The sequence below is a fragment of the Gallionella capsiferriformans ES-2 genome (assembly GCF_000145255.1).
Lineage (GTDB): Bacteria > Pseudomonadota > Gammaproteobacteria > Burkholderiales > Gallionellaceae > Gallionella > Gallionella capsiferriformans.
Genome location: NC_014394.1, coordinates 2,384,037 through 2,405,939, shown reverse-complemented (window position 1 = coordinate 2,405,939; position 21,903 = coordinate 2,384,037). Strand labels below are relative to the sequence as shown.

25 protein-coding genes are annotated in these 21,903 nt (G+C 55.3%); 10 read left to right on the top strand and 15 right to left on the bottom strand.

The window, feature by feature from the left end:
- Position 1: 1 nt before the first annotated feature.
- The 9 genes from GALF_RS11110 to GALF_RS11070 all read right to left on the bottom strand — a co-directional run bounded on the left by GALF_RS11110 (position 2) and on the right by GALF_RS11070 (position 5,432).
- The gene (locus tag GALF_RS11110) at positions 2-265 is read right to left on the bottom strand and encodes a BolA family protein (RefSeq protein ID WP_013294160.1); all 264 of its coding nucleotides are present in this window, start codon (positions 263-265) and stop codon (positions 2-4) included.
- Positions 262-564, bottom strand: coding sequence for a YciI family protein (locus tag GALF_RS11105; RefSeq protein ID WP_013294159.1), 303 nt, complete (start codon positions 562-564; stop codon positions 262-264). Before GALF_RS11105 ends, GALF_RS11110 begins: the two co-directional genes overlap by 4 nt.
- Positions 564-1,106, bottom strand: coding sequence for a septation protein A (locus GALF_RS11100; protein ID WP_013294158.1), 543 nt, complete (start codon positions 1,104-1,106; stop codon positions 564-566). The genes GALF_RS11105 and GALF_RS11100 overlap by 1 nt, the downstream gene beginning before the upstream one ends.
- Before the next feature lie 3 nt (positions 1,107-1,109).
- On the bottom strand, positions 1,110-1,505 hold the full coding sequence (gene msrB, locus GALF_RS11095) for a peptide-methionine (R)-S-oxide reductase MsrB (protein ID WP_013294157.1): 396 nt from the start codon (positions 1,503-1,505) through the stop codon (positions 1,110-1,112).
- A complete protein-coding gene (locus GALF_RS11090) occupies positions 1,502-2,908 on the bottom strand; it encodes a PhoH family protein (protein WP_013294156.1) in 1,407 nt (468 codons plus the stop codon). Before GALF_RS11090 ends, msrB begins: the two co-directional genes overlap by 4 nt.
- 9 nt (positions 2,909-2,917) lie before the next feature.
- Positions 2,918-3,364, bottom strand: a complete 447-nt coding sequence (locus GALF_RS11085) for a peroxiredoxin (RefSeq protein WP_013294155.1) — start codon at positions 3,362-3,364, stop codon at positions 2,918-2,920.
- A gap of 62 nt (positions 3,365-3,426) precedes the next feature.
- Complete coding sequence (locus tag GALF_RS11080) at positions 3,427-4,440, bottom strand: sensor domain-containing diguanylate cyclase (RefSeq protein ID WP_013294154.1); 1,014 nt, start codon at positions 4,438-4,440, stop codon at positions 3,427-3,429.
- Between the two features lie 6 nt (positions 4,441-4,446).
- The gene (locus GALF_RS11075; protein WP_013294153.1) at positions 4,447-5,058 is read right to left on the bottom strand and encodes a chemotaxis protein CheX; all 612 of its coding nucleotides are present in this window, start codon (positions 5,056-5,058) and stop codon (positions 4,447-4,449) included.
- On the bottom strand, positions 5,055-5,432 hold the full coding sequence (locus tag GALF_RS11070; RefSeq protein ID WP_041938070.1) for a response regulator transcription factor: 378 nt from the start codon (positions 5,430-5,432) through the stop codon (positions 5,055-5,057). Before GALF_RS11070 ends, GALF_RS11075 begins: the two co-directional genes overlap by 4 nt.
- A gap of 211 nt (positions 5,433-5,643) precedes the next feature.
- Between GALF_RS11070 and tadA the strand changes: the two genes are divergently transcribed.
- The 3 genes from tadA to GALF_RS11055 are packed head-to-tail and all read left to right on the top strand — an operon-like array spanning position 5,644 to position 7,039.
- Positions 5,644-6,141 (top strand): tRNA adenosine(34) deaminase TadA, encoded by a 498-nt coding sequence (gene tadA, locus GALF_RS11065; RefSeq protein WP_041938474.1) that lies wholly within the window; start codon positions 5,644-5,646, stop codon positions 6,139-6,141.
- Complete coding sequence (locus GALF_RS11060; RefSeq protein ID WP_013294150.1) at positions 6,104-6,583, top strand: L,D-transpeptidase; 480 nt, start codon at positions 6,104-6,106, stop codon at positions 6,581-6,583. Before tadA ends, GALF_RS11060 begins: the two co-directional genes overlap by 38 nt.
- A gap of 18 nt (positions 6,584-6,601) precedes the next feature.
- Entirely contained in the window at positions 6,602-7,039 is a 438-nt protein-coding gene (locus GALF_RS11055) for a GNAT family N-acetyltransferase (protein WP_013294149.1), read from the top strand.
- Here the strand turns inward: GALF_RS11055 and GALF_RS11050 are convergent.
- The 4 genes from GALF_RS11050 to GALF_RS11035 form a co-directional block, all read right to left on the bottom strand.
- On the bottom strand, positions 7,025-7,693 hold the full coding sequence (locus tag GALF_RS11050) for an energy-coupling factor ABC transporter permease (RefSeq protein ID WP_013294148.1): 669 nt from the start codon (positions 7,691-7,693) through the stop codon (positions 7,025-7,027). The two genes, GALF_RS11055 and GALF_RS11050, sit on opposite strands and share 15 nt — an antisense overlap.
- Complete coding sequence (gene ygfZ, locus GALF_RS11045) at positions 7,690-8,625, bottom strand: CAF17-like 4Fe-4S cluster assembly/insertion protein YgfZ (protein ID WP_013294147.1); 936 nt, start codon at positions 8,623-8,625, stop codon at positions 7,690-7,692. The genes GALF_RS11050 and ygfZ overlap by 4 nt, the downstream gene beginning before the upstream one ends.
- Positions 8,626-8,689: 64 nt before the next feature.
- Positions 8,690-10,060: a hemerythrin domain-containing protein gene (locus GALF_RS15085; protein WP_013294146.1), complete on the bottom strand. Its 1,371-nt coding sequence runs from the start codon at positions 10,058-10,060 to the stop codon at positions 8,690-8,692.
- Between the two features lie 55 nt (positions 10,061-10,115).
- On the bottom strand, positions 10,116-10,478 hold the full coding sequence (locus tag GALF_RS11035) for a hypothetical protein (protein WP_013294145.1): 363 nt from the start codon (positions 10,476-10,478) through the stop codon (positions 10,116-10,118).
- A gap of 90 nt (positions 10,479-10,568) precedes the next feature.
- On the opposite strand from GALF_RS11035, the gene GALF_RS11030 reads away from it, so the two are divergent.
- From GALF_RS11030 to GALF_RS11000, 7 genes are all read left to right on the top strand, one after another.
- Positions 10,569-12,704 (top strand): ABC transporter substrate-binding protein, encoded by a 2,136-nt coding sequence (locus GALF_RS11030; protein ID WP_013294144.1) that lies wholly within the window; start codon positions 10,569-10,571, stop codon positions 12,702-12,704.
- Between the two features lie 89 nt (positions 12,705-12,793).
- Complete coding sequence (locus tag GALF_RS11025; RefSeq protein ID WP_013294143.1) at positions 12,794-13,765, top strand: ABC transporter permease; 972 nt, start codon at positions 12,794-12,796, stop codon at positions 13,763-13,765.
- Positions 13,762-15,057, top strand: a complete 1,296-nt coding sequence (locus tag GALF_RS11020; RefSeq protein WP_013294142.1) for an ABC transporter permease — start codon at positions 13,762-13,764, stop codon at positions 15,055-15,057. Before GALF_RS11025 ends, GALF_RS11020 begins: the two co-directional genes overlap by 4 nt.
- Positions 15,054-17,039 carry an ABC transporter ATP-binding protein gene (locus GALF_RS11015; protein WP_013294141.1) on the top strand — a complete coding sequence of 662 codons (1,986 nt, stop codon included), beginning with the start codon at positions 15,054-15,056 and terminating at the stop codon, positions 17,037-17,039. Before GALF_RS11020 ends, GALF_RS11015 begins: the two co-directional genes overlap by 4 nt.
- A gap of 85 nt (positions 17,040-17,124) precedes the next feature.
- Positions 17,125-17,451: a DUF883 family protein gene (locus tag GALF_RS11010; RefSeq protein ID WP_013294140.1), complete on the top strand. Its 327-nt coding sequence runs from the start codon at positions 17,125-17,127 to the stop codon at positions 17,449-17,451.
- Complete coding sequence (locus GALF_RS11005) at positions 17,451-17,834, top strand: phage holin family protein (RefSeq protein WP_013294139.1); 384 nt, start codon at positions 17,451-17,453, stop codon at positions 17,832-17,834. The genes GALF_RS11010 and GALF_RS11005 overlap by 1 nt, the downstream gene beginning before the upstream one ends.
- A complete protein-coding gene (locus GALF_RS11000; RefSeq protein WP_013294138.1) occupies positions 17,827-18,123 on the top strand; it encodes a YqjK-like family protein in 297 nt (98 codons plus the stop codon). The genes GALF_RS11005 and GALF_RS11000 overlap by 8 nt, the downstream gene beginning before the upstream one ends.
- 2 nt (positions 18,124-18,125) lie before the next feature.
- Here the strand turns inward: GALF_RS11000 and GALF_RS10995 are convergent, their stop codons facing one another.
- Both GALF_RS10995 and acs read right to left on the bottom strand, forming a co-directional pair.
- Positions 18,126-19,487 (bottom strand): transglycosylase SLT domain-containing protein, encoded by a 1,362-nt coding sequence (locus tag GALF_RS10995; protein ID WP_013294137.1) that lies wholly within the window; start codon positions 19,485-19,487, stop codon positions 18,126-18,128.
- A 287-nt stretch (positions 19,488-19,774) separates the two neighbouring features.
- A complete protein-coding gene (gene acs / locus GALF_RS10990; protein WP_013294136.1) occupies positions 19,775-21,742 on the bottom strand; it encodes an acetate--CoA ligase in 1,968 nt (655 codons plus the stop codon).
- Positions 21,743-21,903: the final 161 nt, after the last annotated feature.

The following is a 21,903-nucleotide window of genomic DNA, read 5'->3' as shown; positions in this document are numbered from 1 at the left end:
ATCAAATTTCGTTCGGGGTATTCGCCTGTATGTTGAGTGCATGAATGTCATCCTTCATCATCTCGCCCAGCGCGGAATATATCATACGATGGCGGGCTAACGTACCCTTCCCCGTAAACTGCTCCGCAACAATTTGTAACAAATAATGACCGGCACCGTTTTGTGCGCCCGCATGCCCTGCATGCTTATGGCTTTCATCGACGATATTCACGAAGGTCGGATTGAGTGCAGCCAGTCGATCTTTCATTTTTTCGATGCGATTCATGCGGGTAGCGTCTTTCTGAACGGGCGCACCGAGACGTCACGGTAGACGCCGCCGCTGACATAGGGGTCAGCGTCCGCCCAGGTTTGCGCATCCAATAGGGAGGCGAATTCAGCCACGATCAGGCTGCCGGTAAAACCGGCGCTCCCCGGGTCTTCCGCATCGACGGCAGGGAAGGGGCCGGCCAGCAGCAGCCGGCCCTGAGCTTGCAGCGCTTGCAAGCGCGCGACATGAGCGGGGCGTGATGTGATGCGCGCCGCCAGGCTGTCAGGTACATCGGTTCCGGTGATGGCATACCACATCAGTTGGACTCCTTTTTTTCATCGATATATTTAGCGAGCCAGGCGCTTTGAGCGATGATAAACACCAGCATCATGCCGGTGAAGCCGAACAGTTTGAAATTGACCCAGGTGTCGGTCGAATAATTGAATGCGACATACAGGTTGATGAAGCCTAGCACCGCAAAAAACAGGCTCCAGCTCAGGTTCAGGCGATCCCACACGCGCACGGGGAGCGCCATTTTTTCGGAGAGCAGGGCGCGCATCAGGTTTTTTTTGAAGAACAGGTTCGATCCTAGCAGGATCACCGAAAACAGCCAGTACAGCACGCTGGGTTTGAATTTGATGAAGGTCTCGTCATGCAGCAGCAAAGTGGCGCCGCCGAACACGCCGACGATGGCAAAGCTCACCCATAGCATCGCATCGACTTTGCCGTGTTTGTATTTAGTCCAGATGATTTGGGCAATGGTCGCGACGATGGCAATGGCCGTGGCGACAAAGATACCCTGAAATTTGAAGGCGATAAAAAACAGGATGACGGGAAAAAGATCGAACAGCAGTTTCATGGTTTAGGGTCTGTCTAGGGTCAGTGAGGCGGAGTTAATGCAGTAGCGTAATCCGGTGGGCTCGGGGCCATCGGGAAAAACGTGGCCCAGATGTGCGCCGCAATGCGCGCATTTTACTTCATCGCGCCGCATGCCGTGGCTGGTATCAGGCGCGACAGCGACATTGCCGGTTGCAAGCGGCTGCCAGAAACTGGGCCAGCCTGATCCTGAATCGAATTTCGTTGATGAGTCGAAAAGAGGATAGGCGCAACAGGCGCAACGGTAAACGCCTGCATCATGGCAATCCCAGTAGGCCCCGGTAAAGGGCGGTTCGGTCCCGCACTGGCGACACACCTGGTATTGTTCGGGGGTGAGCGTCGCGCGCCACTCGTCGTCTGATTTTTGGACGGTTCCGCTCACAAAACCTCGCCTGCATGATCCGCAAGACGCGAGCGCTCGCCTCTGAGCAGGGTGATGTGACCGCCATGCTCCCAGCCTTTGAAGCGGTCCACCACATAGGTCAGGCCTGAACTGCCTTCGGACAGATAAGGGGTGTCGATTTGTGCGATGTTACCCATGCACACGACTTTGGTGCCGGGGCCCGCGCGCGTGATCAGTGTCTTCATCTGCTTTGGGGTGAGATTCTGCGACTCGTCGATGATGATGTATTTGTTCAGGAAGGTGCGGCCGCGCATGAAATTGAGCGATTTAACCTTGATCCGCGAGCGGATCAAATCGCGCGTCGCAGCTTTTCCCCAGTCGCCCGCTTCTTCGTCGTTCTTGTTGAGCACGTCGAGATTGTCGTCCAGTGCACCCATCCACGGCGTCATTTTTTCTTCTTCGGTGCCGGGTAAAAAGCCGATATCTTCGCCGACCGGCACGGTCACGCGGGTGATGATGATTTCAGAATACAGCTTTGTTTCCAGCGTCTGCATCAGACCTGCCGCCAGCGTCAGTAGCGTTTTGCCTGTGCCCGCCTGACCCAGCAGGGTCACGAAGTCGATTTCAGGATCGAGCAGCAAATTGAGCACGAAATTCTGTTCGCGGTTGCGCGCGACGATGCCCCAGACGTTGTGCTTGGTGCTGGTGTAGTCGGTGAGGGTGCGCAGTAGTGCCGTGTTTTCATTCTGTTCGAGTACGATTGCGTAAAACGGCGCATCGTCTTCCTTGTAAACGAACTGGTTGATGAAGAGCGCGCCGCATAGCGGGCCGCTGATTTGATAATAGGTATGCCCGTCCTTGATCCACGACTTCATGTCGCGTCCGTGGGTATCCCAGAAATCGCCGGGCAATTCCAGCACGCCGCTATACAACAGGTCGGTGTCTTCGAGCACCTTGTCGTTGAAGTAGTCCTGCGCTTCGAGCCCCAGCGCGCGCGCCTTAATGCGCATGTTGATGTCTTTGCTGACTAAAATCACCGAGCGCGTCGGATGCTGGTGCTGCAGGCCGATCACCACGCCTAAAATTGCGTTGTCGGCTTTGCCTAGTTCCAGATTGTGCGGCAGCTCCTGCCTGATGAAGCTGGTTTGCAAAAACAGCCGTCCGGTGCTGTTTTTGTGCATATCAGTTTGCAGCGCGATGCCCTCGTCGATGTTGCGCGGCGCATCGTTGACGATTTCATCGAGGAAACGGCTCACCTGGCGTGCATTGCGCGCCACTTCGGTCATGCCCTTTTTCTTGTTGTCTAACTCTTCCAGTACAAACATCGGCAGGCAGATGTCGTGTTCCTCGAAACGGTACAGGCTGGTCGGATCGTGCAGCAATACGTTGGTGTCCAGAACAAACAGCTTGGTATCGGATACCGCTTTTTTGAGCTTCGGCATGATATTTCCTTAGTTGAGCGTTGCGACGAAATCCAAAACTTCCTGTGCGTGCCCGTCGGCTTTGAGTCCGCGCCATTCATGGCGCAGCATCCCCTGACTGTCGAACACGAACGTGCTGCGTTCGATGCCGCGTACCTGCTTGCCGTACATGTTTTTTAGCTTTATCACGCCGAACAGATTGCACACGGTTTCATCGGCATCGGACAGCAGTTCAAAAGGCAGGGAGAATTTAGCCTTGAAATTCTCATGAGATTTTAGGCTGTCGCGAGAGATGCCGGCAACGATGCAATTTGTTTGCTTGAATTGCTCATGTAAATCGCGAAATTGCTGCGCTTCGGTCGTGCAACCCGGCGTGTTGTCCTTAGGGTAGAAGAACAGAACCAGATTCTTGCCTAGTGCGGCGGCAGGGGTGAAGGTTGTCCCGCTGGTCGCGGGGAGCGTGAAATCGTGTGTCATGATTCAACTTTCAAAAAATGTTGCCATTGGTAAATTGAATTGTAAACTTTAAACGAAGCGTCTCAGTCTCCGAGGTCAACAAGACAGGCTGCGTCCAGGCTGATTTTTTCGCTGGTCAGCAGGTATCTGATGCAGTTGCGCCCCTCGTGTTTAGCTGTATACAGTGCTGTGTCCGCGGTATTGAGCAGAAAATTCGCGTCGCAACTGCTGTTAACCGAGTGTGTGGCTATGCCTATGCTCAGTGTTACATGATCGGCAACGTTCGATTTTGCGTGAGGAATATTTAATGTCAGTATGGCATGCTGTATCTTTTGGGCAACTGCACGCGCACCTTCCAGTTCGCAGTCAGGCAGCAGGATGGCGAATTCTTCACCGCCATAGCGGGTCACGACATCGGTCGTCCGGTTGAGCTGTGACTTTATCCGCTCGACAATACGAATTAGTACGCGGTCGCCTGCGGGGTGGCCATAGAAGTCGTTGTAGTCTTTAAAACAGTCGATGTCCAGCATCAGCAGTGCAAGTGGCGTTCCCTGACGGTTGACGCGGCCAAATTCCGCCTTGAAGCGCTCGTTAAAGTAGCGTCGGTTGTAGGCACCGGTCAGGCCATCCGTTGTCGCATCGATACTCAGTTGTTTAGAGTGCGATTTGAGCATGTGTTCGCGGGTAAACGACACACTGGTGTCGGTGATCTGAATCAAGCACTGGTGCGCGCCATCGGGTGTGATGATCGGTGTGAGGCTGACCGATTGATGGATGCGGGCCTGCTGTTTTTGCCTCGTACAAGGCAACGGGTAGAGTGGTAGCGGCGAGCGGTGTAGTACACTGGACAGCACGACGGGTAATTTGTAGGTCAGTGCATTTTGCATCGCAGTTTTGAATGAGGCGCCTAAGCCATCAGTAAACAGCGATTCCAGCGTTTGACCAACGGCCTGTTTCTCAGTGATGCCGCTGTGCTCAGACACCCAGTCGTTCCATATCACGACGACGCCTTGGTTATCAATCAGAATCAAGCCTAAATTGATTGCATTCCAGATCGAATTCCAAACTAAATTTTGGACGTGAGTGGCGGGGTTCATGCGTATTTAGATGCCGGTGATGAAAGCGTCAATATGAGAGAGGAATTCTTTCAGCGACGAGGTGCTGAGCAGAAAAACCAGACAGCCTTGTGTTTGGCGCATTTCGATCGTCAAATCGATGTGTAAGGCCATCATAACGGGCTGGTCGATCTCACCGGTGATGTTTTGCAGCAGGGTTTCGGGCGAATCGACGGTATATTGCGGCAGTGTGCTTTGCAGCGTCAGACCGAGCAGATCGGCCATCGCAGACAGGCAGGCGTTCAATATAATGTTGCCCAGTTCGCACATGGCATCTTGTTCAAACTCCGCTAATTCTGCGAGGCTGACGTGCGATCCCATCATGTCGCGTACGATCTCCAGTGCGCGTTCTTCTGTGAACAGCAGCATCGCTATCGCATCAAACGGTCCGCTGAAGTGCTGTCTGACGGCACCGACGCGCGCGCTGTCCAGCGGCAACTTCTGGGCTTGAATTTCAGAGGAGGGGAAAATCTGTACGTGCGGTACGGATAGCTGAACTTCCTCGCCGATGATTTCGCTCAGGCTGGAAGCTGCGCGGCCTGCACCGATATTGAAAATCTCGCAAAGGGCATCCGTGTGCAATTCAGATAAAGAAATCACACCGCACCTTCGAAGTGATCGAGTGCTTGCAAGACGGTTTTTTCAGTAACCGGCTTGGACACGAAGCGAGCGCCCAGTTCTATGGCGCGCGTTTGTTGTGTCTCTTGAATGTTGGCCGAGAAAATGGCGATGCGAATTTCAGGATGTTTGTCGAGAATTTGCTCTGCCGCATCTGTACCCAGCATGCCGGGCATGTTGATATCCATACTGATGAAATCAGGCAGGTCGTGTTCGACCATTTGGAGCGCTTCATCGCCGCTCGTCGCTTCAATGATCAGCCATTGCGGGCGCTTTGCCAGAATGAAAGTGCGGATCATCAGTCGGGAGAGTCGGCTGTCGTCAACGATGAGCATTTTTTTGATGCTATTTGGCATGATTTGTTGCTCGTGGATTTTGTCTGCCGTAATTCTATCACAGTTCGACTATTTTGACAGCATTGTGAGCATCAATATTGAAGTGAGTCTGGAACGGGGTTTTTGGATCAGCGCAATGTTTTTTGGCCGCTGTGCGTCACTGTGGTTATACTTGGCAGCGTTTTTATTTCAATTGCCGCTGAAAAATCCCGGTGATTCATTTGCTTATACCATGATAGATACGGATTACATGTTTGAGGCGCTGGCCCAAGCTGCGCTGGCGGAAGCCGCCGGTGAAGTGCCGGTGGGCGCTGTGGTTGTGAAGGATGGGCAGATTATAGGTCGGGGATATAACGCGCCGATCTCGCTCCATGATCCGTCGGCGCATGCCGAGATGCAGGCCTTGCGCGCAGCGGCGCAATATCTTGGTAATTATCGTCTGGTAGGTTGCGAGTTATTCGTCACGCTGGAGCCTTGCGTGATGTGTGCGGGCGCGATCATGCATGCGCGTATCCGGCGGTTGGTGTACGGTGCATCGGATTTCAAGACGGGGGTCTGCGGCAGTTTGCTCGATCTGTTTGCCGAGCAGCGCTTGAATCACCACACGGAAGTCGCGGGCGGGGTACTGGCTGAGGCGTGCGGCGCGACCTTGAGCCGATTTTTTTCCCTGCGCCGTGAGCAGAAAAAAATAAATGAAAATAAGCATATACATCAAAACTCAGCAGCTTGAATTGCGGGGGGATGCAGAACAGGTGCTGCGCCGCTATCCGGTTTCCACGGCATTAAAGGGGGCGGGCGAGTTATCGGGCAGTTACTGCACGCCGCGAGGTCGCCACATCATACGTGCCAAAATTGGTACGGATTGCCCGGAAAATGCAGTCTTTGTACGGCGCCGTCCGACCGGTGAAATTTACAGCGAGGCGCTGGGCGCGCAGTATCCGTTGCGCGACTGGATTTTGACGCGCATCCTGTGGCTATCCGGTTGTGAAGCCGGCTTCAATCGTTTGGGTAAAAACGATACCATGCGCCGCTATATTTATATACATGGCACGCCCGATACCGAACCGATGGGCGAGGCACGTTCCCACGGTTGTATCAGAATGCGTAACGCGGATTTAGTTGAATTATATGATCTGGTGCCGGCAGGTACGCCGGTTGAAATTGTCGAATGACTGATCAGAAAGAGCCTCATGAGCAATCCTTTTAGTGTAAGTCTGATTTGCTGGCACGATGGCGAACCCCTGCTCAAATCCGTCCGTGAGGCGGTGTTTATTCATGAGCAGGGAATTGCGCCTGAGTTGGAGTGGGACGGTGCAGATGAGCATTGCCGCCATGCGCTGGTGTTGAGCGCGCAGGGCGAGGCGATCGGCTGCGGCCGTATGATATCGGACGGTCACATCGGGCGTATCGCGGTGCTGCCGAAATGGCGCAAACAGAAGGTTGGAACCGCCATTGTGGAAGCGTTACTCGACTACGCGCGTGCACACGATTATCCTCAGGTGGATGTCGATGCGCAGACCTATGCAGTGCCGTTCTATCACGGCTTTGAGTTTGTCGAGGAAGGGGCTGCGTTTATGGATGCGGGCTTGCCTCACATCAAAATGCGACTCAAACTACTTGCCCGTTAAATAGTCGGCTACGCTGAAATTCATCACAGCTTCCGGTCGAGAGACCGTAAAGGCGGTGATCACGGCGCCGGTGGCAAACGCTTCTGCGAAGATGAGGATCGGTGCGGGAATCAGGTAGTGATACTGTATTTCCGGCCAGGTGTAGTGGGTGAGCGCCAGCAATACCAGTGTCGTGCTCGCCATCATCAGCATGCTCGCCAATGCCGCGCAGGCAAACCCGTTTAACAGCACAAACAGGAATAAGTTTTTCGGCAAGTAGCGCTGACAAAAGCGCAGCAGCGCCTCGCCAAACAGCATGGGTACGGCCAGCATCAGCAGCCCGTTGATGCCCAGTGTCGCGATTTCCTGTCCCGAATACAGCCAGCTGCCAGTCATGATCAGGGTGAGCGCAATCAGCGCAATCGGCCAGCCGAACATCAGCAGGAACAGGGTCGCGCCGATCAGGTGGAAATTAAAGCCCGGACGGATGCCTGCGCTCATTTGCCAGAAAGCGGCAGTGCAAAAAATAAGCCCGATCAATGCGTTAAACATGTCCTGATTTTTCAACAGGATTTGCCAGGGTGCACAGCGCACCGCCCGGTACAGTAAAAAGGCAAAGGCATAGTTGGCCAGCAACAGGCTATCGCCGGTGAATAGCGTCGCTGGCAGGTTCATGGCAGCGGGTAGGGCAGACTTTCAAATGTGAGGAGAGGTCCTTGCAATGAATGCAAGTGAACCGGATGCGCCTCGCGGCTCGTCATTTGTACCACGGCCAGCACGTCAAAGCCACCTGTAGGCGCGGGAGCTGCATTGACGATCATGCCGCAGGCCTGATCAGCCATCTCTTCGCTATATAACTCATCGCCCGGATTCGCCGCGCTTAAAACATGCGCCAGATACATGCGGCGTTTGGGCTTGCCCAGATAATGCATGCGTGCGACGATCTCCTGTCCGGGATAGCAGCCTTTCTTGAAATTGATGCCGCCGATCAGGTCGAAATTCACCATTTGCGGCACGAACTGTTCCTGTGTCGCGGGCAGAATCACAGGGGTGCCTGCGCGGATGTTGAGCCAGTCCCAGGTGTCGCTCCCGGTCATTTGGCTGTCGAGTGCAGCCGATAGCATGGGTTGCTGTTCAGGCGTGCAATTGAGCATGAAGCGCGCGTCACCGATTTTGATGATGCGGCAGGCTAATTCAGCCGATTCAATCACGCCCATCACCGGTAGTTCAAGGCACGTTGCGGGCAGTGCGGGATGACAACCTGACAGGCCTAGCGAGACGACCTCATGGCGTGCATCGGTGATTTTGACTTGGGCGCGCAACACGTACATGCCGAGTTTTTTGCGTAGCGCATCAGCCAGTGTTTCCGGCAGTTGCAGCAGGTAATCATCGGCGTCGCGCCAGATCAGAAAATTTGCCAGCATACGGCCTTTGGCGGTGTTGAAGCTGGAGTACTGTGCCTGGGTTGCGCTGACTTCGCGGATGTCGTTGCTTAGCAGATTTTGCAAAAAAGAGTGTGCATCGCTGCCTGATACGCGCAGCGTGGCAAGCTGGCTGAGGTTGCAGAGCGTTGTGTTGGTCTGCGAGTCTGTGTGGCCGATAGTCATAGTGGATCCGTCAGATTGCATGGTGTTCGTGTGGTGGGCGTATACGTAACCGGCCTTGCGCGCTTTAATCCTGTTGTATGTCTGACAGGGTGAGCGCAGCGCGTTCGTTAAGGAAGCGGCCTAGATGACGGTCGTCGCGGTCTGCGTGGTTCAATAGCCAGTCCGACAAAAACAGCTTGATGCGGTAGCCTGTATACCAGGGATCGCAGCCCGTTGTTTGGATTTCATTGCTGAGTTTGTTAAAAAAGTGCTTGTACGAGCGGTGTTGGGCGATATGGTCGGCGGCGAAAGGATAGTGATGGGTGTGCATCAGCTGCTCTTCGAAATCGAAATGCCCTTCGATTTTAATTTTTAGCGTGGCAATCAGCTCGTTCACACCGTCATGACGATTAATCACCGCTTCGCGTAGCGCGCTGATGAGGCTCATTAAGTCCTGATGATGGCTGTCGATTTCGCTATGCCCCACATCGGGTTGGAGGCCTGTCTCATCTTCGGTATAGTCTTCCGAGCCCGTATGCAGGCCGGTTGACAGGTAATCGGTGCAGCGCTGCAGATAAACGCGGGCCGGGATATCGTCGGGATTGTCACGTACGATGTCTTCCAGCATCGGTTGCGCGCGCGCGATTGAGCGTGTGTGATACAAGGCCAGCGCCTCTTCGAACTTCTGCAAACTTTTGGATTTTGCTTCCCTGACTTTGGGCGCGTCGTGATTGAACACCTCATAGATCGATTCGGCGTTGGTGTTGTAGGTGACTTTCACGCGTCCTAAGTGGCGCACCAAAAATTTTTCGGGTTCGGACAGGCTGTATAAGGTGTGTTCGCTGATCAGCAGCGGCGCACCATAAGTTTTAGTCAGCGTTTGCAATCGGGACGCGAGATTGACCGTATGACCTAAAACCGTTCCTTCCATACGGTTGCCGCCGCCGATGACGCCGAGCATCAGTACGCCGGTATTGATGCCGATACCGATGCGGATCGGGGCATAGGCCGCGCGTTCGCGTCCTGCATTGTATTCGTCAAGGCGCGCCAGCATCGACAGCCCCGATGCCAATGCATCGTCGGCGGTGGTCGGGAACAGGGCCATGATTGCATCACCCATGTATTTGTCGATGATGCCGCGGTGCGCACTGATCACCGGGTTCATCACTGACAAATAGGAATTGATCATGCTGAAGGTTTGTTGCGGTGTCATACTCTCCGACAGCGATGTGAAATCGCGTATGTCGGTGAATACGACGGACATGTTTTTTTCGATCTGGTCGCCCAGTTCCACATCGATCAGGCTGTTTTTTCCAAGAAAGGCGATGATGTCGCGCGGCACGAAATGCAGTAGCGTGCGTTCCAGAAGTTTTAAACGCGCCCGCGTACCGGCATGCGCCTCGCGTTCGGCATTTAGCTCGTGCGTATCTTCAGAAATGTCGAAACTCGCGCTCATAAGCTACCGGATTATACAAATACCTTGTGCGGCAAATTATGGCCCGCATCGTTCATCAGGCGTAGGTGCTGATCCGACCGCCCTTGAATTCGCCCGCTATGAACTGAATGCCTATCGCTTCATTCGCTTCTTTAGGAACCGCTTTTACGTTGCCGGTTGAGCTGTTATCGCTGTCGTTGTCTTGATCAGTTGATGACTTCTGCACGCTGTAAGTCAGGCTGTTTTCGTTGGTCTGTGTTTGAGTCTGGCTTAATTTTTGCGCCTGTGCGGACAAGGTCACGATCGTCGAGGGCGGTGTATCAGCGCTGGATTTAGCTCTGTCGGTAACAGGCGTGGCCTGATTGCTGAAGATCTGACTGATCGGGCTGCTGATTTGACCGCTGGAGGGCGGATTGATGCTTACACTTGAGATGGCCATGACAGGACTCCTCGTAGTTGTGAGGATCGTACTCTACTGGTATTTTTGTTAGATGGCAATGACTGCCGCGTTCGGCTACACTCTCGCGCCATGAAATCTCTTGCCGGAATCTTGTTGCTTCTACTGCTTAGCGCATGCGATGAGTGGAATAATCCCTATCCTGCATCGGAGGCGGGGCAGTCCATTCTTTATACCGCATTCACCGAGCGCCCTAAACATCTCGATCCTGCACAGGCTTACAGCGAGAACGAATATGAGTTCATCAGCAATATTTACGCGCCGCCGCTGCAATATCACTATCTGAAGCGGCCGTACCAGCTGGTGCCGCAGGCGGCAAGTTTAATGCCGACCGTTACCTATCAGGATACGCAGCATCGCTCGCTGCCGGATGATGCGCCAGCGGAAAAAATCGCTTACAGCGTTTATGAAATTCACATCAAGCCCGGCATGCGTTATCAACCGCATCCGGCCTTTGCACGCACCAATGATGGTCGTTTGGAGTACGAGCATTTGACGCTCGCTGAGCTGCACGACGTACACGCGCCGGCCGATTTTGCGCACAGCGGAACGCGTGTGGTGAATGCCGCTGATTATGTGAATCAGATCAAAAGGCTGGCGAGTCCGCAGCTGCATTTGCCGATTTACGGCGTGATGAGCGAGTACATCGTCGGCTTGAAAGCGTATGCGGACACCTTGCAGCAGGTGGTGCAGAAGCAGCCCGCAGCTTTTCTCGATCTGTCAGCTTATCCCCTGACTGGCGCCGAAGTGGTCGATGACACCACCTACCGCATTACGATACACGGCAAATACCCGCAGTTCGCCTATTGGCTGGCTATGCCATTTTTCGCCCCGATGCCGCCTGAAGCCGAGCGCTTTTATGCGCAGGCGGGGATGCGCGAGCGCAATCTGTCGCTTGACTGGTGGCCGGTGGGGAGCGGACCCTATTACCTGTCTGAGAATAATCCGAACCGGCGCATGGTGCTGTCTAAAAATCCTTATTTCGACAGCGAACGCTATCCGGCAGAGGGTGAAGCGTCTGATGCCAAGGCCGGACTGCTGGTGGATGCGGGCAAGCATTTGCCGCTGATCGATCGAGTGGTCTTTACGCTGGAAAAGGAGACGATTCCTTACTGGAACAAGTTTTTACAGGGCTATTTCGATGCCTCCGGCATCAGTTCGGATAGTTTTGATCAGGCGGTGCAGGTCAGTGTCGGCGGCGACGCCAGCGTGTCGGATGAAATGCGCGAGCAGGGCATCACGCTCTCTACCTCGGTTGCCACCTCGACGATGTATACCGGTTTTAACTGGCTCGATCCTGTGGTGGGGGGGAGTTCAGAGCGGGCCCGTAAGTTAAGGCAGGCGATTGCGATCGCGGTGGATTTTGAGGAATTTGTTTCCATCTTTGCCAACGGACGGGGGGTTTCTGCGCAATCTCCCATTCCGCCGGGTATCTTCGGTTACCGTGAAGGGGAGGCGGGCATGAATAAGTTCGTGTACGACTGGGTGGGTGGGCAGCCTGTGAGAAAGCCGATTGCTGAAGCCCGGCGTCTATTAGCTGAAGCCGGCTATCCGGACGGGGTGGATATCAACACGCATCAGCCGCTGGTGATCAATCTGGACACCACCGCGACCGGCGTCGGCAACAAGTCGCGCCTGGACTGGATGCGCAAACAGTTCGACAAGCTTAATGTGCAGCTGGTGGTGCGCAGCACCGATTACAACCGTTTTCAGGACAAAATTCGCCGTGGCGACACGCAGATGTTTTATTTCGGCTGGAATGCCGATTATCCCGATCCTGAGAATTTCCTGTTTTTGCTGCATGGGCCGCAGGGCAAGGTGAGCCATGCGGGCGAGAATGCGGCCAATTACAGCAATCCTGACTATGACCGTTTGTTCCTGCAAATGAAAAATATGGAGAACAGTCCGGCGCGGCAGGTGATCATCGATCAGATGCTGGAAATTTTGCGCCGCGATTCGCCCTGGCTGTGGGGCTATCATCCGAAGAACTACGTGTTGCAACACGGCTGGCTGCATAACGTCAAACCCAGCGTCATGGCGAACAACAAGCTCAAATACTGGCGGGTTGAGGCAAGTCTGCGCGATGAGCTGCGCGCCCGCTGGAATCATCCTTCACGCTGGCCGCTATGGTCGGCGCTGGGGCTGATCCTGCTGTCGGGACTCTGGCTGTGGCAGGTGCTGCAGAAAAAAGAAGCGCGCAGCAGGTAGTACGCTTAGATGCCATTTTTCTATTCACATCTCGACAAGAAGGGCAGACTGTTTGGCCGGGGCTGGTTTATCCGTACAATAGCGCACTCATGATAGCCTATCTCATTCGCCGCCTACTCTATGCCGTCCCGATTCTGATCGGGGTGAATCTGCTCACCTTCGCGCTGTTTTTTGTCGTGAATACGCCGGACGACATGGCGCGTATGCAACTTGGGATTAAGCGCGTGACACCCGAGGCGATCGAGAAGTGGAAGGTGCAGAAGGGGTACGATAAGCCCTTGCTGGTCAATAGCCAGGCTGCCGGTGCCGGGCAATTGACCGATACAATTTTCTGGCACAAATCAGCCAGTATGTTTGTGCTGGATTTTGGCTATTCTGATGACGGGCGCAGTATCTCGCATGAAATCGCCACGCGGATGGGGCCGAGTCTGGCGATCGCCTTGCCGACTTTTATGATTGGCCTTGCCTGTTATGTCAGTTTCGCCTTGCTGATGACCTTGTTTCGCGCCACCGCCCTCGATATCGCCGGGGTTGCACTGTGCGTCGTGCTGATGTCGATATCCGGATTGTTTTACATTATCGGCGGCCAGTTTCTGGTGAGCAAACTCTGGCATCTGGTGCCGATCTCAGGCTACGGCGATGGCGGATTTAAGTTCGTCGTGCTGCCTGTGATCATCGGTGTGATTGGCGGAATAGGGTCTTCCAGTCGCTGGTATCGCACGATATTTTTAGAGGAAATCGGTCGTGATTACGTGCGTACTGCGCGCGCTAAAGGCTTGTCCGAACTGCGGGTGTTGTTTACCCATGTGCTCAAAAACGCGATGATTCCGATCCTGACCGGTGTGGTCGTGGTGATTCCCCTGTTGTTCATGGGCAGCTTGCTCACTGAATCATTCTTCGGTATTCCGGGTCTTGGCAGCTATACGATCGATGCGATCAACGCGCAGGATTTTTCGGTGGTGCGCGCGATGGTGTTTTTAGGTTCCTTGCTGTATATCGCAGGGCTGATACTCACCGATATTTCCTACACGATGGTGGATCCCAGGGTGCGCTTGTCATGATGCCGGTAATCCTGTGGAGCGATGCGCTGGTCTTTTTGCTGCTGGGTGCGTGCGGGGCTGCATTTTGGCATATCCGCTGCCATGAACATCTGTTGCTGCCCTGGCGGCGGGTCGGCAAGAGCGCTGTAGCGATGTGTTCCTTGCTGGTGTTGTCCCTGTTCGTGCTGGTGGGATTGCTCGACACCTTGCACTACCGCGTCGCGTTGAACGGGGCGTATTCGCCCGAAGTGTTGAGCGTGTTCGACAAGCTGGCAGAACCGCTGCGCCTGCACACCGAAAAAACGTATTCGGCGCCGCTGGCCGTTGCGCTGTATGCGAAGGAAAGTACCACTGACGCTCAGGGGCGCGTGGTGCGCGCCTATCCCAGACTCAAATATGGCGGCGCGCATTTGCCCGAGGCCTCCGGTGCGGATGTCGCCAGGCGTGCGCTGACAGGTGCGCTAGCGGGCGTGTTAGCGGGCGTGCTACTGGGGTTTAGGGCGCGGCGCGCGATCTTTGTGACCGTGGTGATTTTGGCCGCACTGATCGGCATGACCGCGAATTTAGCGGCTGTCTATCATGTGCTGGGCACCGATAAGGTAGGGCAAGATGTGCTGTATCTGTCGCTAAAAAGTATCCGCACGGGGCTGATCATCGGCACGGTGACGACGTTGGTGACTTTGCCGCTGGCGCTGTTTTTGGGGGTGGCCGCCGGCTATTTTCGCGGCTGGGTGGATGATGTGATCCAGTATATCTATACGGTGCTGAGCTCGATTCCCAGCGTGCTGTTGATTGCTGCTGCGGTGTTGATGATGCAGGTGACGATAGATACGCATCCTAACTGGTTTGATACCGCCGCCTCGCGCGCCGATTTACGGCTGGTGTTTTTGTGTTTGATACTGGGCATGACGAGCTGGACCGGACTGTGCCGTTTGCTGCGCGGCGAGACTTTGAAACTGCGCGAGATGGAATATATACAGGCGGCGCAATCCTTTGGCGTGTCATCGATGCGCATCTTGTCGCGCCACATTATCCCGAACGTGATGCACATCATTTTGATTGCGCTGGTGATGGATTTTTCAGGGCTGGTGCTCGCCGAAGCAGTGTTGTCCTATGTCGGCGTGGGGGTCGATCCCTCGATGATCAGTTTCGGTACCATGATCAACGGCGCGAGGCTTGAGATGGCGCGAGAGCCGATGGTGTGGTGGGCGCTGGCTGCCGCCTTCGGCTTTATGCTGGCGTTGGTGCTCTCCGCCAACTTGTTCGCGGATGCCGTGCGCGATGCCTTCGATCCGAGGTTAAACCGTTCATGAGCCTGCTTAAAGTCAATCATCTGGTTACGGGGCTCGCCAGCGGGCTTGCCATCGTGGACGGGATTTCGTTTGAGATAGCGGCCGGCGAGACCTTTGCGCTGCTCGGGGAATCCGGCTGCGGCAAGTCGATGACGGCGCTCTCCCTGATGCGGCTGCTGCCTGACGGGGTCGCCAACCTGTCAGGGGACGTCGTGCTGGGTGAGGCGGCTTTGTTTGACTTGCCGGAGCGTGAGATGCGCGGCATTCGCGGCGGATCGATGGCGATGATTTTTCAGGAGCCGGGACTGAGTCTCAATCCTGTGATGACGGTGGGGGCGCAGATCGTTGAGGTGCTGGCCTTGCATCAAGGGTTGTCGGGCGCTCTGGCACAGCAGCGCTGTGTCGAGTTGCTGGACGGGGTCGGGATTCCTGATGCGGCGCGGCGCGTCCATGAATATCCGTTCCAGTTGTCAGGCGGCATGAAGCAGCGTGTGATGATCGCGATGGCGCTGGCAGGCAAACCGCGCTTGCTGGTCGCCGATGAGCCGACCACGGCGCTCGATGTGACGATACAGGCTCAGGTGCTGCAACTGTTGCGCGACACGCAAGCGGCGACAGGCATGGCGATGTTGCTGATCACGCACGATTTGGGTGTGGTGGCCGAAACCGCGCATCGCGTAGGCGTCATGTATGCAGGCCAGATAGCCGAGCAGGCCTCTCGTCAGGAATTATTCGCCCGCCCGCTGCACCCTTACACCCAAAAACTGTTTGCCGCTCTGCCGCAGGCAGGATTGCGCGATCAGGCGCTGGCGGCGATTGCCGGCAGCGTGCCGCCCATGGGATCGATTGTTCAGGGCTGCCGCTTTGCGCCGCGCTGCGATCGGGCTTGGGAGCTGTGCCGCGAAAAAACACCTGAATGGACAATTGTCAATCAGGGTCAAGGTGTGCGCTGCCACCTATATAACAGGATTGAGGAGCAGAAAGACAGGATTGAAGATCGCGGATTGAGGTTTGAGGAAAAAACCTCAAAGGCGGCCGCGAGATTCAACGCTATCCTCACGCCTCAGGCATCGATCCTAGAAGTCTCGGATTTACACGTTCACTTCCCGATCCGCAAGGGAATTTTGCAGCGAGTCGTGGGGCAGGTCAAAGCCGTGGATGGCGTCTCGCTTTCGATAGCTAAAGGAAAAACGCTCGCCATCGTGGGCGAATCGGGGTGCGGCAAGACGACGCTGGGCAAGGCCTTGTTGCAATTGATTCCGTCCACGGCAGGCCGTGTCGTGTTCGACGGGCGTGAGCGGGTGAGGGGGCAGCGCGCATCGATGCAGATGGTGTTTCAGGACCCTTACGCGTCGCTCAATCCCAAGATGCGCGTGGCGGAAATCCTCGAAGAGGGGATGAGTGCGCTCAAAGTGGGGGGTAATAGCGCGGCGCGTCAGGTGCACATTGACGGATTGCTTGATAAGGTGGGGCTGGAACGTGCCGCCAAATGGCGTTATCCGCACGAGTTTTCCGGCGGTCAGCGCCAGCGCATCGCAATCGCCCGTGCGCTTGCCGTATCGCCCGGATTGCTGATTTGCGATGAGCCGACCAGTGCGCTTGACGTGTCGGTGCAGGCGCAAATCTTGAATTTGCTCAAGTCGCTGCAACTGGAATTGGATCTTTCCTATTTGTTTATCACGCACAATCTGGCCGTGGTCGCGTACCTTGCGCATGAGGTTTGTGTGATGTATCTGGGGCGCATCGTTGAGCGCGGCAGCACGGACGATGTGTTGACTCATCCGGCTCACCCCTATACGCAGGCCTTGCTGTCGGCTGTGCCGCGTATCGATGGCGCGGCGCGCGAATATATCCGTCTGGCAGGGGATTTGCCATCGCCGGCGAACCCGCCCGCAGGTTGCCATTTTGCCCCGCGCTGCCCTGCTGTTCAGGATATTTGCCGGGCACACTATCCGCCGGCGGTGAATATTTCGGAAAGCCATGTGGTGCATTGCCATTTTTAGTCAATACCGGTTGACGGGATGCCGGCATTAGATTAAAAAGGTGGCAGAGATTTTATTCATCAACTAAACCGTTCAGGAGAGCATCATGAGTCAAAATTTATCGGGCACAAACGACATCAGCAAGGAAAAATTGATGCAGGACTTGCAATTGGTGGTGTCTGATGCCGAAGAGTTGCTCCGCGCGACAGCAGGTCAGGCGGGAGAAAAAGTCAGTGCGGCTCGTGAGCGCATTCAGGATAGTTTGAGCGCGGCAAAGGGACGTCTGGCGGATGCTGAAGAAGCGATGCTGGAAAAAACCCGCGAGGCGGCGCGTGCTACGGATGAATATGTGCATGAGAATCCATGGCGTGCGGTGGGTATTGCTGCCGGTGTGGGGCTTGTGGTGGGCATGCTGATCTCGCGCGGCCGGTAATGTCAGCAGTTAACTCAGGTCTGCTGGGGTCAGTCAGGCGGTTGTTGTCCACGCTGACGTCGGTTGCGTCAACCAGGCTTGCGTTGCTTGCAAATGAATTATATGAGGAGCGTCTGCAGTTGGAGCAGATGCTCCTTTATTTTTTCACCGCGCTGTTTTGTTTTGGGATGGGCATCCTGTTGCTGACGACGTTTGTCGTTGTGCTGTTTTGGGATACCTATCGTCTGGCGGTGCTGGGCGGACTCAGTGCGCTGTTTGTGGTCACGGGTGTGCTGCTGGCGAATAAGCTGTTGTGCATTTCGCGCAGAAAAAGCACCTTGTTTTCGGTCACGCTGGCAGAACTCGCGGTCGATCGCGAACAGCTGGATGGTACGCATGACTAAACGCAGACAGGTGATGCTGGCACGCCGTCAGTTGCTGCGTGACAATATCAGCGCGCAGCGCGAACAGTTGGCGGACATCGCGGTCAATTTGCGGCCGGCGTTTCAAGTGGCCGACGGTGCGTGGCGGATGGTGAGCTTTGTGCGCGGGCATGCCGTACTGGTAGCGGGCGTGTTAAGTCTGGCCATCGTGCGGCAGCGCGGCATTTCTGCTTTGATCAAAGGCGGCTTGCGAGCGTGGCGAGCCTGGCGTTTCGTTAACGAACTCGCCAAAAAAATACCGCATCGATAAAATTAATGGTGTTTACGGCGCACAGGTTTATGTGCCGGTTTATGTGCCGTGTGCGAGACGCGTGCAGATTTAGCGCGCCCCTTGGGCTTGCTCTGCCAGTTTTTTAAGCTTGCAACGCTGACATGGTAGCGGGAGGCCAGCTTGTCCAGCGGTTCGTCGCTGTGTGCGTTGTATTTGATCGAGGCGCCATCGCGGTCGATTTTTGCAGTGGGGTGCAAGTGCATGTTGAAAGCTTCAAACTCCCCTTCGTTTTCTGCAACCTCCCCGTTAAGCGGCACCAGCAGCGTTTCCCCGTCGCTTAGATTGTCGCGGGCAGATAAGCCGTTGACGGATTTGAGGCGCTCCAGCGTCAGGCCAAAACGCGGCGCCAGATGGTCGAGCCGCTCACCCTTTTTGGCGCGATAGGCCTGCCAGCTCACCAGCGGTTTGTCATAGTTTTCCAGATTGTTTTTATAAGTCAGGACGCTGTCTGTCGGCAGCAAAATATAATCGTTGCTGTTTTGCAAGAGGACCGGGCGGTTGTGTGCGGGATTGAGCGCAATAAACTCTTCGCGGCTGATATCCGCCAGTTGCGCTGCCAGTTTAACGTCCATGTGTTTCGACGTGGCGACCGACATGAAGTAGGGTTTGTTTGGGATGTCGGACAGGCTCAGGCCAAACTTTGACGGGTTGGCGACGATATTTTTGATCGCGATCAGTTTCGGCAGGTAATTGCGTGTTTCATTCGGTAGTTTTAAGCTTGCGTAATCGACCGGCAGGCCGAGTTTTCGATTGCGCATCTGGGCGCGATGTACCGAACCTTCCCCCCAGTTATAGGCCGCGAGTGCCAATTCCCAGTCGCCGAACATGGTGTGCAGTTTTTCCAGATAATCGAGCGCACCGTTGGTCGCGCCTATGATGTCGCGCCGGCCGTCATACCACCAGTTTTGCCGCATGCCGAAATTTTTTCCGGTGGACGGGATGAATTGCCAGATGCCGGAGGCATTGCTGGTCGAATAGGCGCCCGGGTTAAAGGCGCTTTCTATCATTGGCAGCAAGGCGATTTCAGCGGGCATGCCGCGACGCTCGACTTCGGAGGTGATGTAATACAGATAACGGTTGGCCCGGGTCATCATTCGGGCGATATAGGCCGGGCGTTTTGCATACCATTGTTCGTGATGCGTAACGAGCGGATCGCTGATTTGCCGCATCGTAAAGCCCTCGCGCAGTCGCTGCCACAGATCGCCGTACTCAGGCGCATCGCTCAGTATCAGTTCGATATTGCGCGCGCAAGGGAGGATGATCCGGGGCGGGGTGATCTGATCTTCTGCCTGTGCGCTCAGTGCGCAGGCGGTTAGCAGCAGCGAAAAAAACAGTTTGAACAAGGGGATTAAGTACCGGATAGAGAAAAAGCCCGCAAGGGTAGCCGAGTTGTCGGCGTATGGTCAATCAAAAAAACGCCCGCAATAGCGGGCGTCAATCAGCAAATGGCGATTGCCTATCTGACGGCGTTTTTAAGCTGCTCCAAAATCGCCGGGTTTTGACTTAGGCTCGATTCAGCGATTCGAGACTGCGCCGAAACCTATCTGACGGCGTTCTTAAGTTGATCGAGAGTTGCCGGGTTTTGACTTCGCCTCGAATCGATATGGCTGATTCGAGGCTGCGCCGAAACCTATCTGACGGCATTCTTAAGTTGATCGAGAATAGCCGGGTTTTCCAGCGTCGATACGTCTTGCGTGATTTCTTCGCCCTTAGCGATGGCGCGCAGCAGGCGACGCATGATCTTGCCCGAGCGCGTCTTGGGCAGATTCTCACCGAAGCGGATTTCGTCAGGCTTGGCGATCGGGCCGATTTCCTTGGCAACCCAGTTGCGCAGTATCTCGGCGATTTCGCGTGCTTTTTCCGGTGTCTCGGGGCGTGCGCCTTTTAAAACGACGAAAGCGACGACCGCTTCACCCTTGATTTCATGCGGGCGTCCGACGATGGCCGCTTCCGCAACCAGCGGGTTGGAGGCCAGCGCAGATTCGATCTCCATAGTGCCCAGACGGTGGCCTGAGACATTCAGTACGTCGTCGATACGGCCCATGATCCAGAAATAGCCGTCTTCATCGCGGTGTGCAGAGTCGCCGGCCAGATACGCGCCGTGCATTTCTTCCGGGAAATAGCCCTTTTTGTAACGTTCAGGGTCGCCCCAGATGGTGCGGATTTGCGACGGGAACGGTTTTTTGATGACCAGAAATCCGCCGTGCTGATCGAACACTTCGTCGCCCGCTTCGTTGACGATGGTCGCCATAATGCCCGGCAGCGGCAGGGTACAGGTGCCCGGCTTGATCGGCATTGCACCCGGCAGCGGGGCGATCATGTGACAGCCGGTTTCAGTCTGCCACCAGGTGTCCACGATAGGGCAGCGTGCGCCGCCTACGGTGTTGTAATACCACATCCAGGCTTCGGGATTGATCGGCTCACCCACAGAGCCTAACAGGCGCAGGCTGGACAGATCGTATTGTTTTGGCAGCTCGCCGCCCAGTTTGATCAGCGAACGGATCGCCGTCGGTGCGGTGTAGAAGGTCGTGACTTTGTGATCCTGAATCATTTTCCAGAAACGCCCTGCATCCGGGTAAGTGGGGACGCCTTCGAAAATGACTTGCGTGCCGCCCATCGCCAACGGGCCGTAGGCGACATAACTGTGGCCGGTGATCCAGCCCACATCGGCGGTACACCAGAAAATATCGGAAGCCTTATAGTCGAACACCCATTGCATCGAGATCATCGCGCCCAGCAAATAACCGGCGCTTGAATGCTGCACGCCTTTCGGGGAGCCGGTTGATCCTGAGGTGTAAAGAATGAACAGCGGATGTTCTGCGCCGACCCATTCAGGCTCGCAAACGCTTTCTTGTCCGGCGACCAGATCGTGCCACCAGATGTTGTTGGACGCATCCCATGCGGTATCGCAGGCTGCGCGCTGGTAGACGATGACGGTGTGTACCGATTCGCATCCGCCCAGCGTCAGGGCTTCATCGACGGCGGGTTTAAGCGGCATGGTGCGGCCGCCGCGCATTTGTGCATCGGCGGTAATGACGGCAGAGGCTTTGGCATCGGTGATGCGTTCGTGCAGACTTTTGGACGAGAAACCGCCGAATACGACGGAGTGAATGGCGCCGATGCGCGCACAGCCTTGCATCGCGACCACGGCTTCAATGCTCATCGGCATATAGATGACGACGCGATCGCCCTTTTTGATGCCGCGCGATTTTAAGCCGTTGGCGAACTGGCACACGCGTGCATGCAGGTCGCGGTAATTGATTTTTGTCACAACGCCGTCATCTGCTTCGAAGATGATTGCGGTCTTGTCGGCGCTGGCAGCCAGATGCGCATCCAGACAGTTGTAGGACACGTTCAGTTCGCCGTCCTCAAACCACTTATAGAAGGGCGCATTGCTGTCGTCTAGCGTCTTGGTAAACGGTTTTTTCCATTGCAGCGTTTCACGCGCCAGACGTCCCCAAAAGCCCGTATAGTCCTTTGATGCTTCGGCGCATAGCGCCTGATAGGCCTCCATGCCGGAAACATTGGCCTGTTTGACGAAATCTGCTGAGGGGGTAAAGACACGGTTTTCGTGCATTACAGACTGAATGTCGGACATGAGGACTCCTGAGTGCGTGACTGAAATAATGGAGCAATGTAGTTTTTTTTAGTGTTGTCTGTCAATCGTTACGCGCGAGTTCACTGTAAGAAGTGAAAAAATTAAAGTTTTCGGGTGATTTTGCGCTGATTGGATTTTGAAGGGCGGGGGTTTTACGGTAT

Bases quoted from the DNA above. Each gene is read 5' to 3' on its own strand.
- GALF_RS11010 (WP_013294140.1), top strand. From the start codon at position 17,125: ATGAGTCAAAATTTATCGGGCACAAACGACATCAGCAAGGAAAAATTG.
- GALF_RS11030 (WP_013294144.1), top strand. From the start codon at position 10,569: ATGAAATCTCTTGCCGGAATCTTGTTGCTTCTACTGCTTAGCGCATGC.
- GALF_RS11005 (WP_013294139.1), top strand. From the start codon at position 17,451: ATGTCAGCAGTTAACTCAGGTCTGCTGGGGTCAGTCAGGCGGTTGTTG.
- GALF_RS11100 (WP_013294158.1), bottom strand. From the start codon at position 1,106: ATGAAACTGCTGTTCGATCTTTTTCCCGTCATCCTGTTTTTTATCGCC.
- tadA (WP_041938474.1), top strand. From the start codon at position 5,644: ATGATAGATACGGATTACATGTTTGAGGCGCTGGCCCAAGCTGCGCTG.
- GALF_RS11055 (WP_013294149.1), top strand. From the start codon at position 6,602: ATGAGCAATCCTTTTAGTGTAAGTCTGATTTGCTGGCACGATGGCGAA.
- GALF_RS11070 (WP_041938070.1), bottom strand. From the start codon at position 5,432: ATGCCAAATAGCATCAAAAAAATGCTCATCGTTGACGACAGCCGACTC.
- GALF_RS11110 (WP_013294160.1), bottom strand. From the start codon at position 265: ATGAATCGCATCGAAAAAATGAAAGATCGACTGGCTGCACTCAATCCG.
- GALF_RS11060 (WP_013294150.1), top strand. From the start codon at position 6,104: ATGAAAATAAGCATATACATCAAAACTCAGCAGCTTGAATTGCGGGGG.
- GALF_RS11085 (WP_013294155.1), bottom strand. From the start codon at position 3,364: ATGACACACGATTTCACGCTCCCCGCGACCAGCGGGACAACCTTCACC.
- GALF_RS11050 (WP_013294148.1), bottom strand. From the start codon at position 7,693: ATGAACCTGCCAGCGACGCTATTCACCGGCGATAGCCTGTTGCTGGCC.
- GALF_RS11025 (WP_013294143.1), top strand. From the start codon at position 12,794: ATGATAGCCTATCTCATTCGCCGCCTACTCTATGCCGTCCCGATTCTG.
- GALF_RS11035 (WP_013294145.1), bottom strand. From the start codon at position 10,478: ATGGCCATCTCAAGTGTAAGCATCAATCCGCCCTCCAGCGGTCAAATC.
- GALF_RS11080 (WP_013294154.1), bottom strand. From the start codon at position 4,440: ATGAACCCCGCCACTCACGTCCAAAATTTAGTTTGGAATTCGATCTGG.
- acs (WP_013294136.1), bottom strand. From the start codon at position 21,742: ATGTCCGACATTCAGTCTGTAATGCACGAAAACCGTGTCTTTACCCCC.
- GALF_RS11020 (WP_013294142.1), top strand. From the start codon at position 13,762: ATGATGCCGGTAATCCTGTGGAGCGATGCGCTGGTCTTTTTGCTGCTG.
- GALF_RS11000 (WP_013294138.1), top strand. From the start codon at position 17,827: ATGACTAAACGCAGACAGGTGATGCTGGCACGCCGTCAGTTGCTGCGT.
- ygfZ (WP_013294147.1), bottom strand. From the start codon at position 8,625: ATGACTATCGGCCACACAGACTCGCAGACCAACACAACGCTCTGCAAC.
- GALF_RS11105 (WP_013294159.1), bottom strand. From the start codon at position 564: ATGTGGTATGCCATCACCGGAACCGATGTACCTGACAGCCTGGCGGCG.
- GALF_RS15085 (WP_013294146.1), bottom strand. From the start codon at position 10,060: ATGAGCGCGAGTTTCGACATTTCTGAAGATACGCACGAGCTAAATGCC.
- GALF_RS11015 (WP_013294141.1), top strand. From the start codon at position 15,054: ATGAGCCTGCTTAAAGTCAATCATCTGGTTACGGGGCTCGCCAGCGGG.
- GALF_RS11090 (WP_013294156.1), bottom strand. From the start codon at position 2,908: ATGCCGAAGCTCAAAAAAGCGGTATCCGATACCAAGCTGTTTGTTCTG.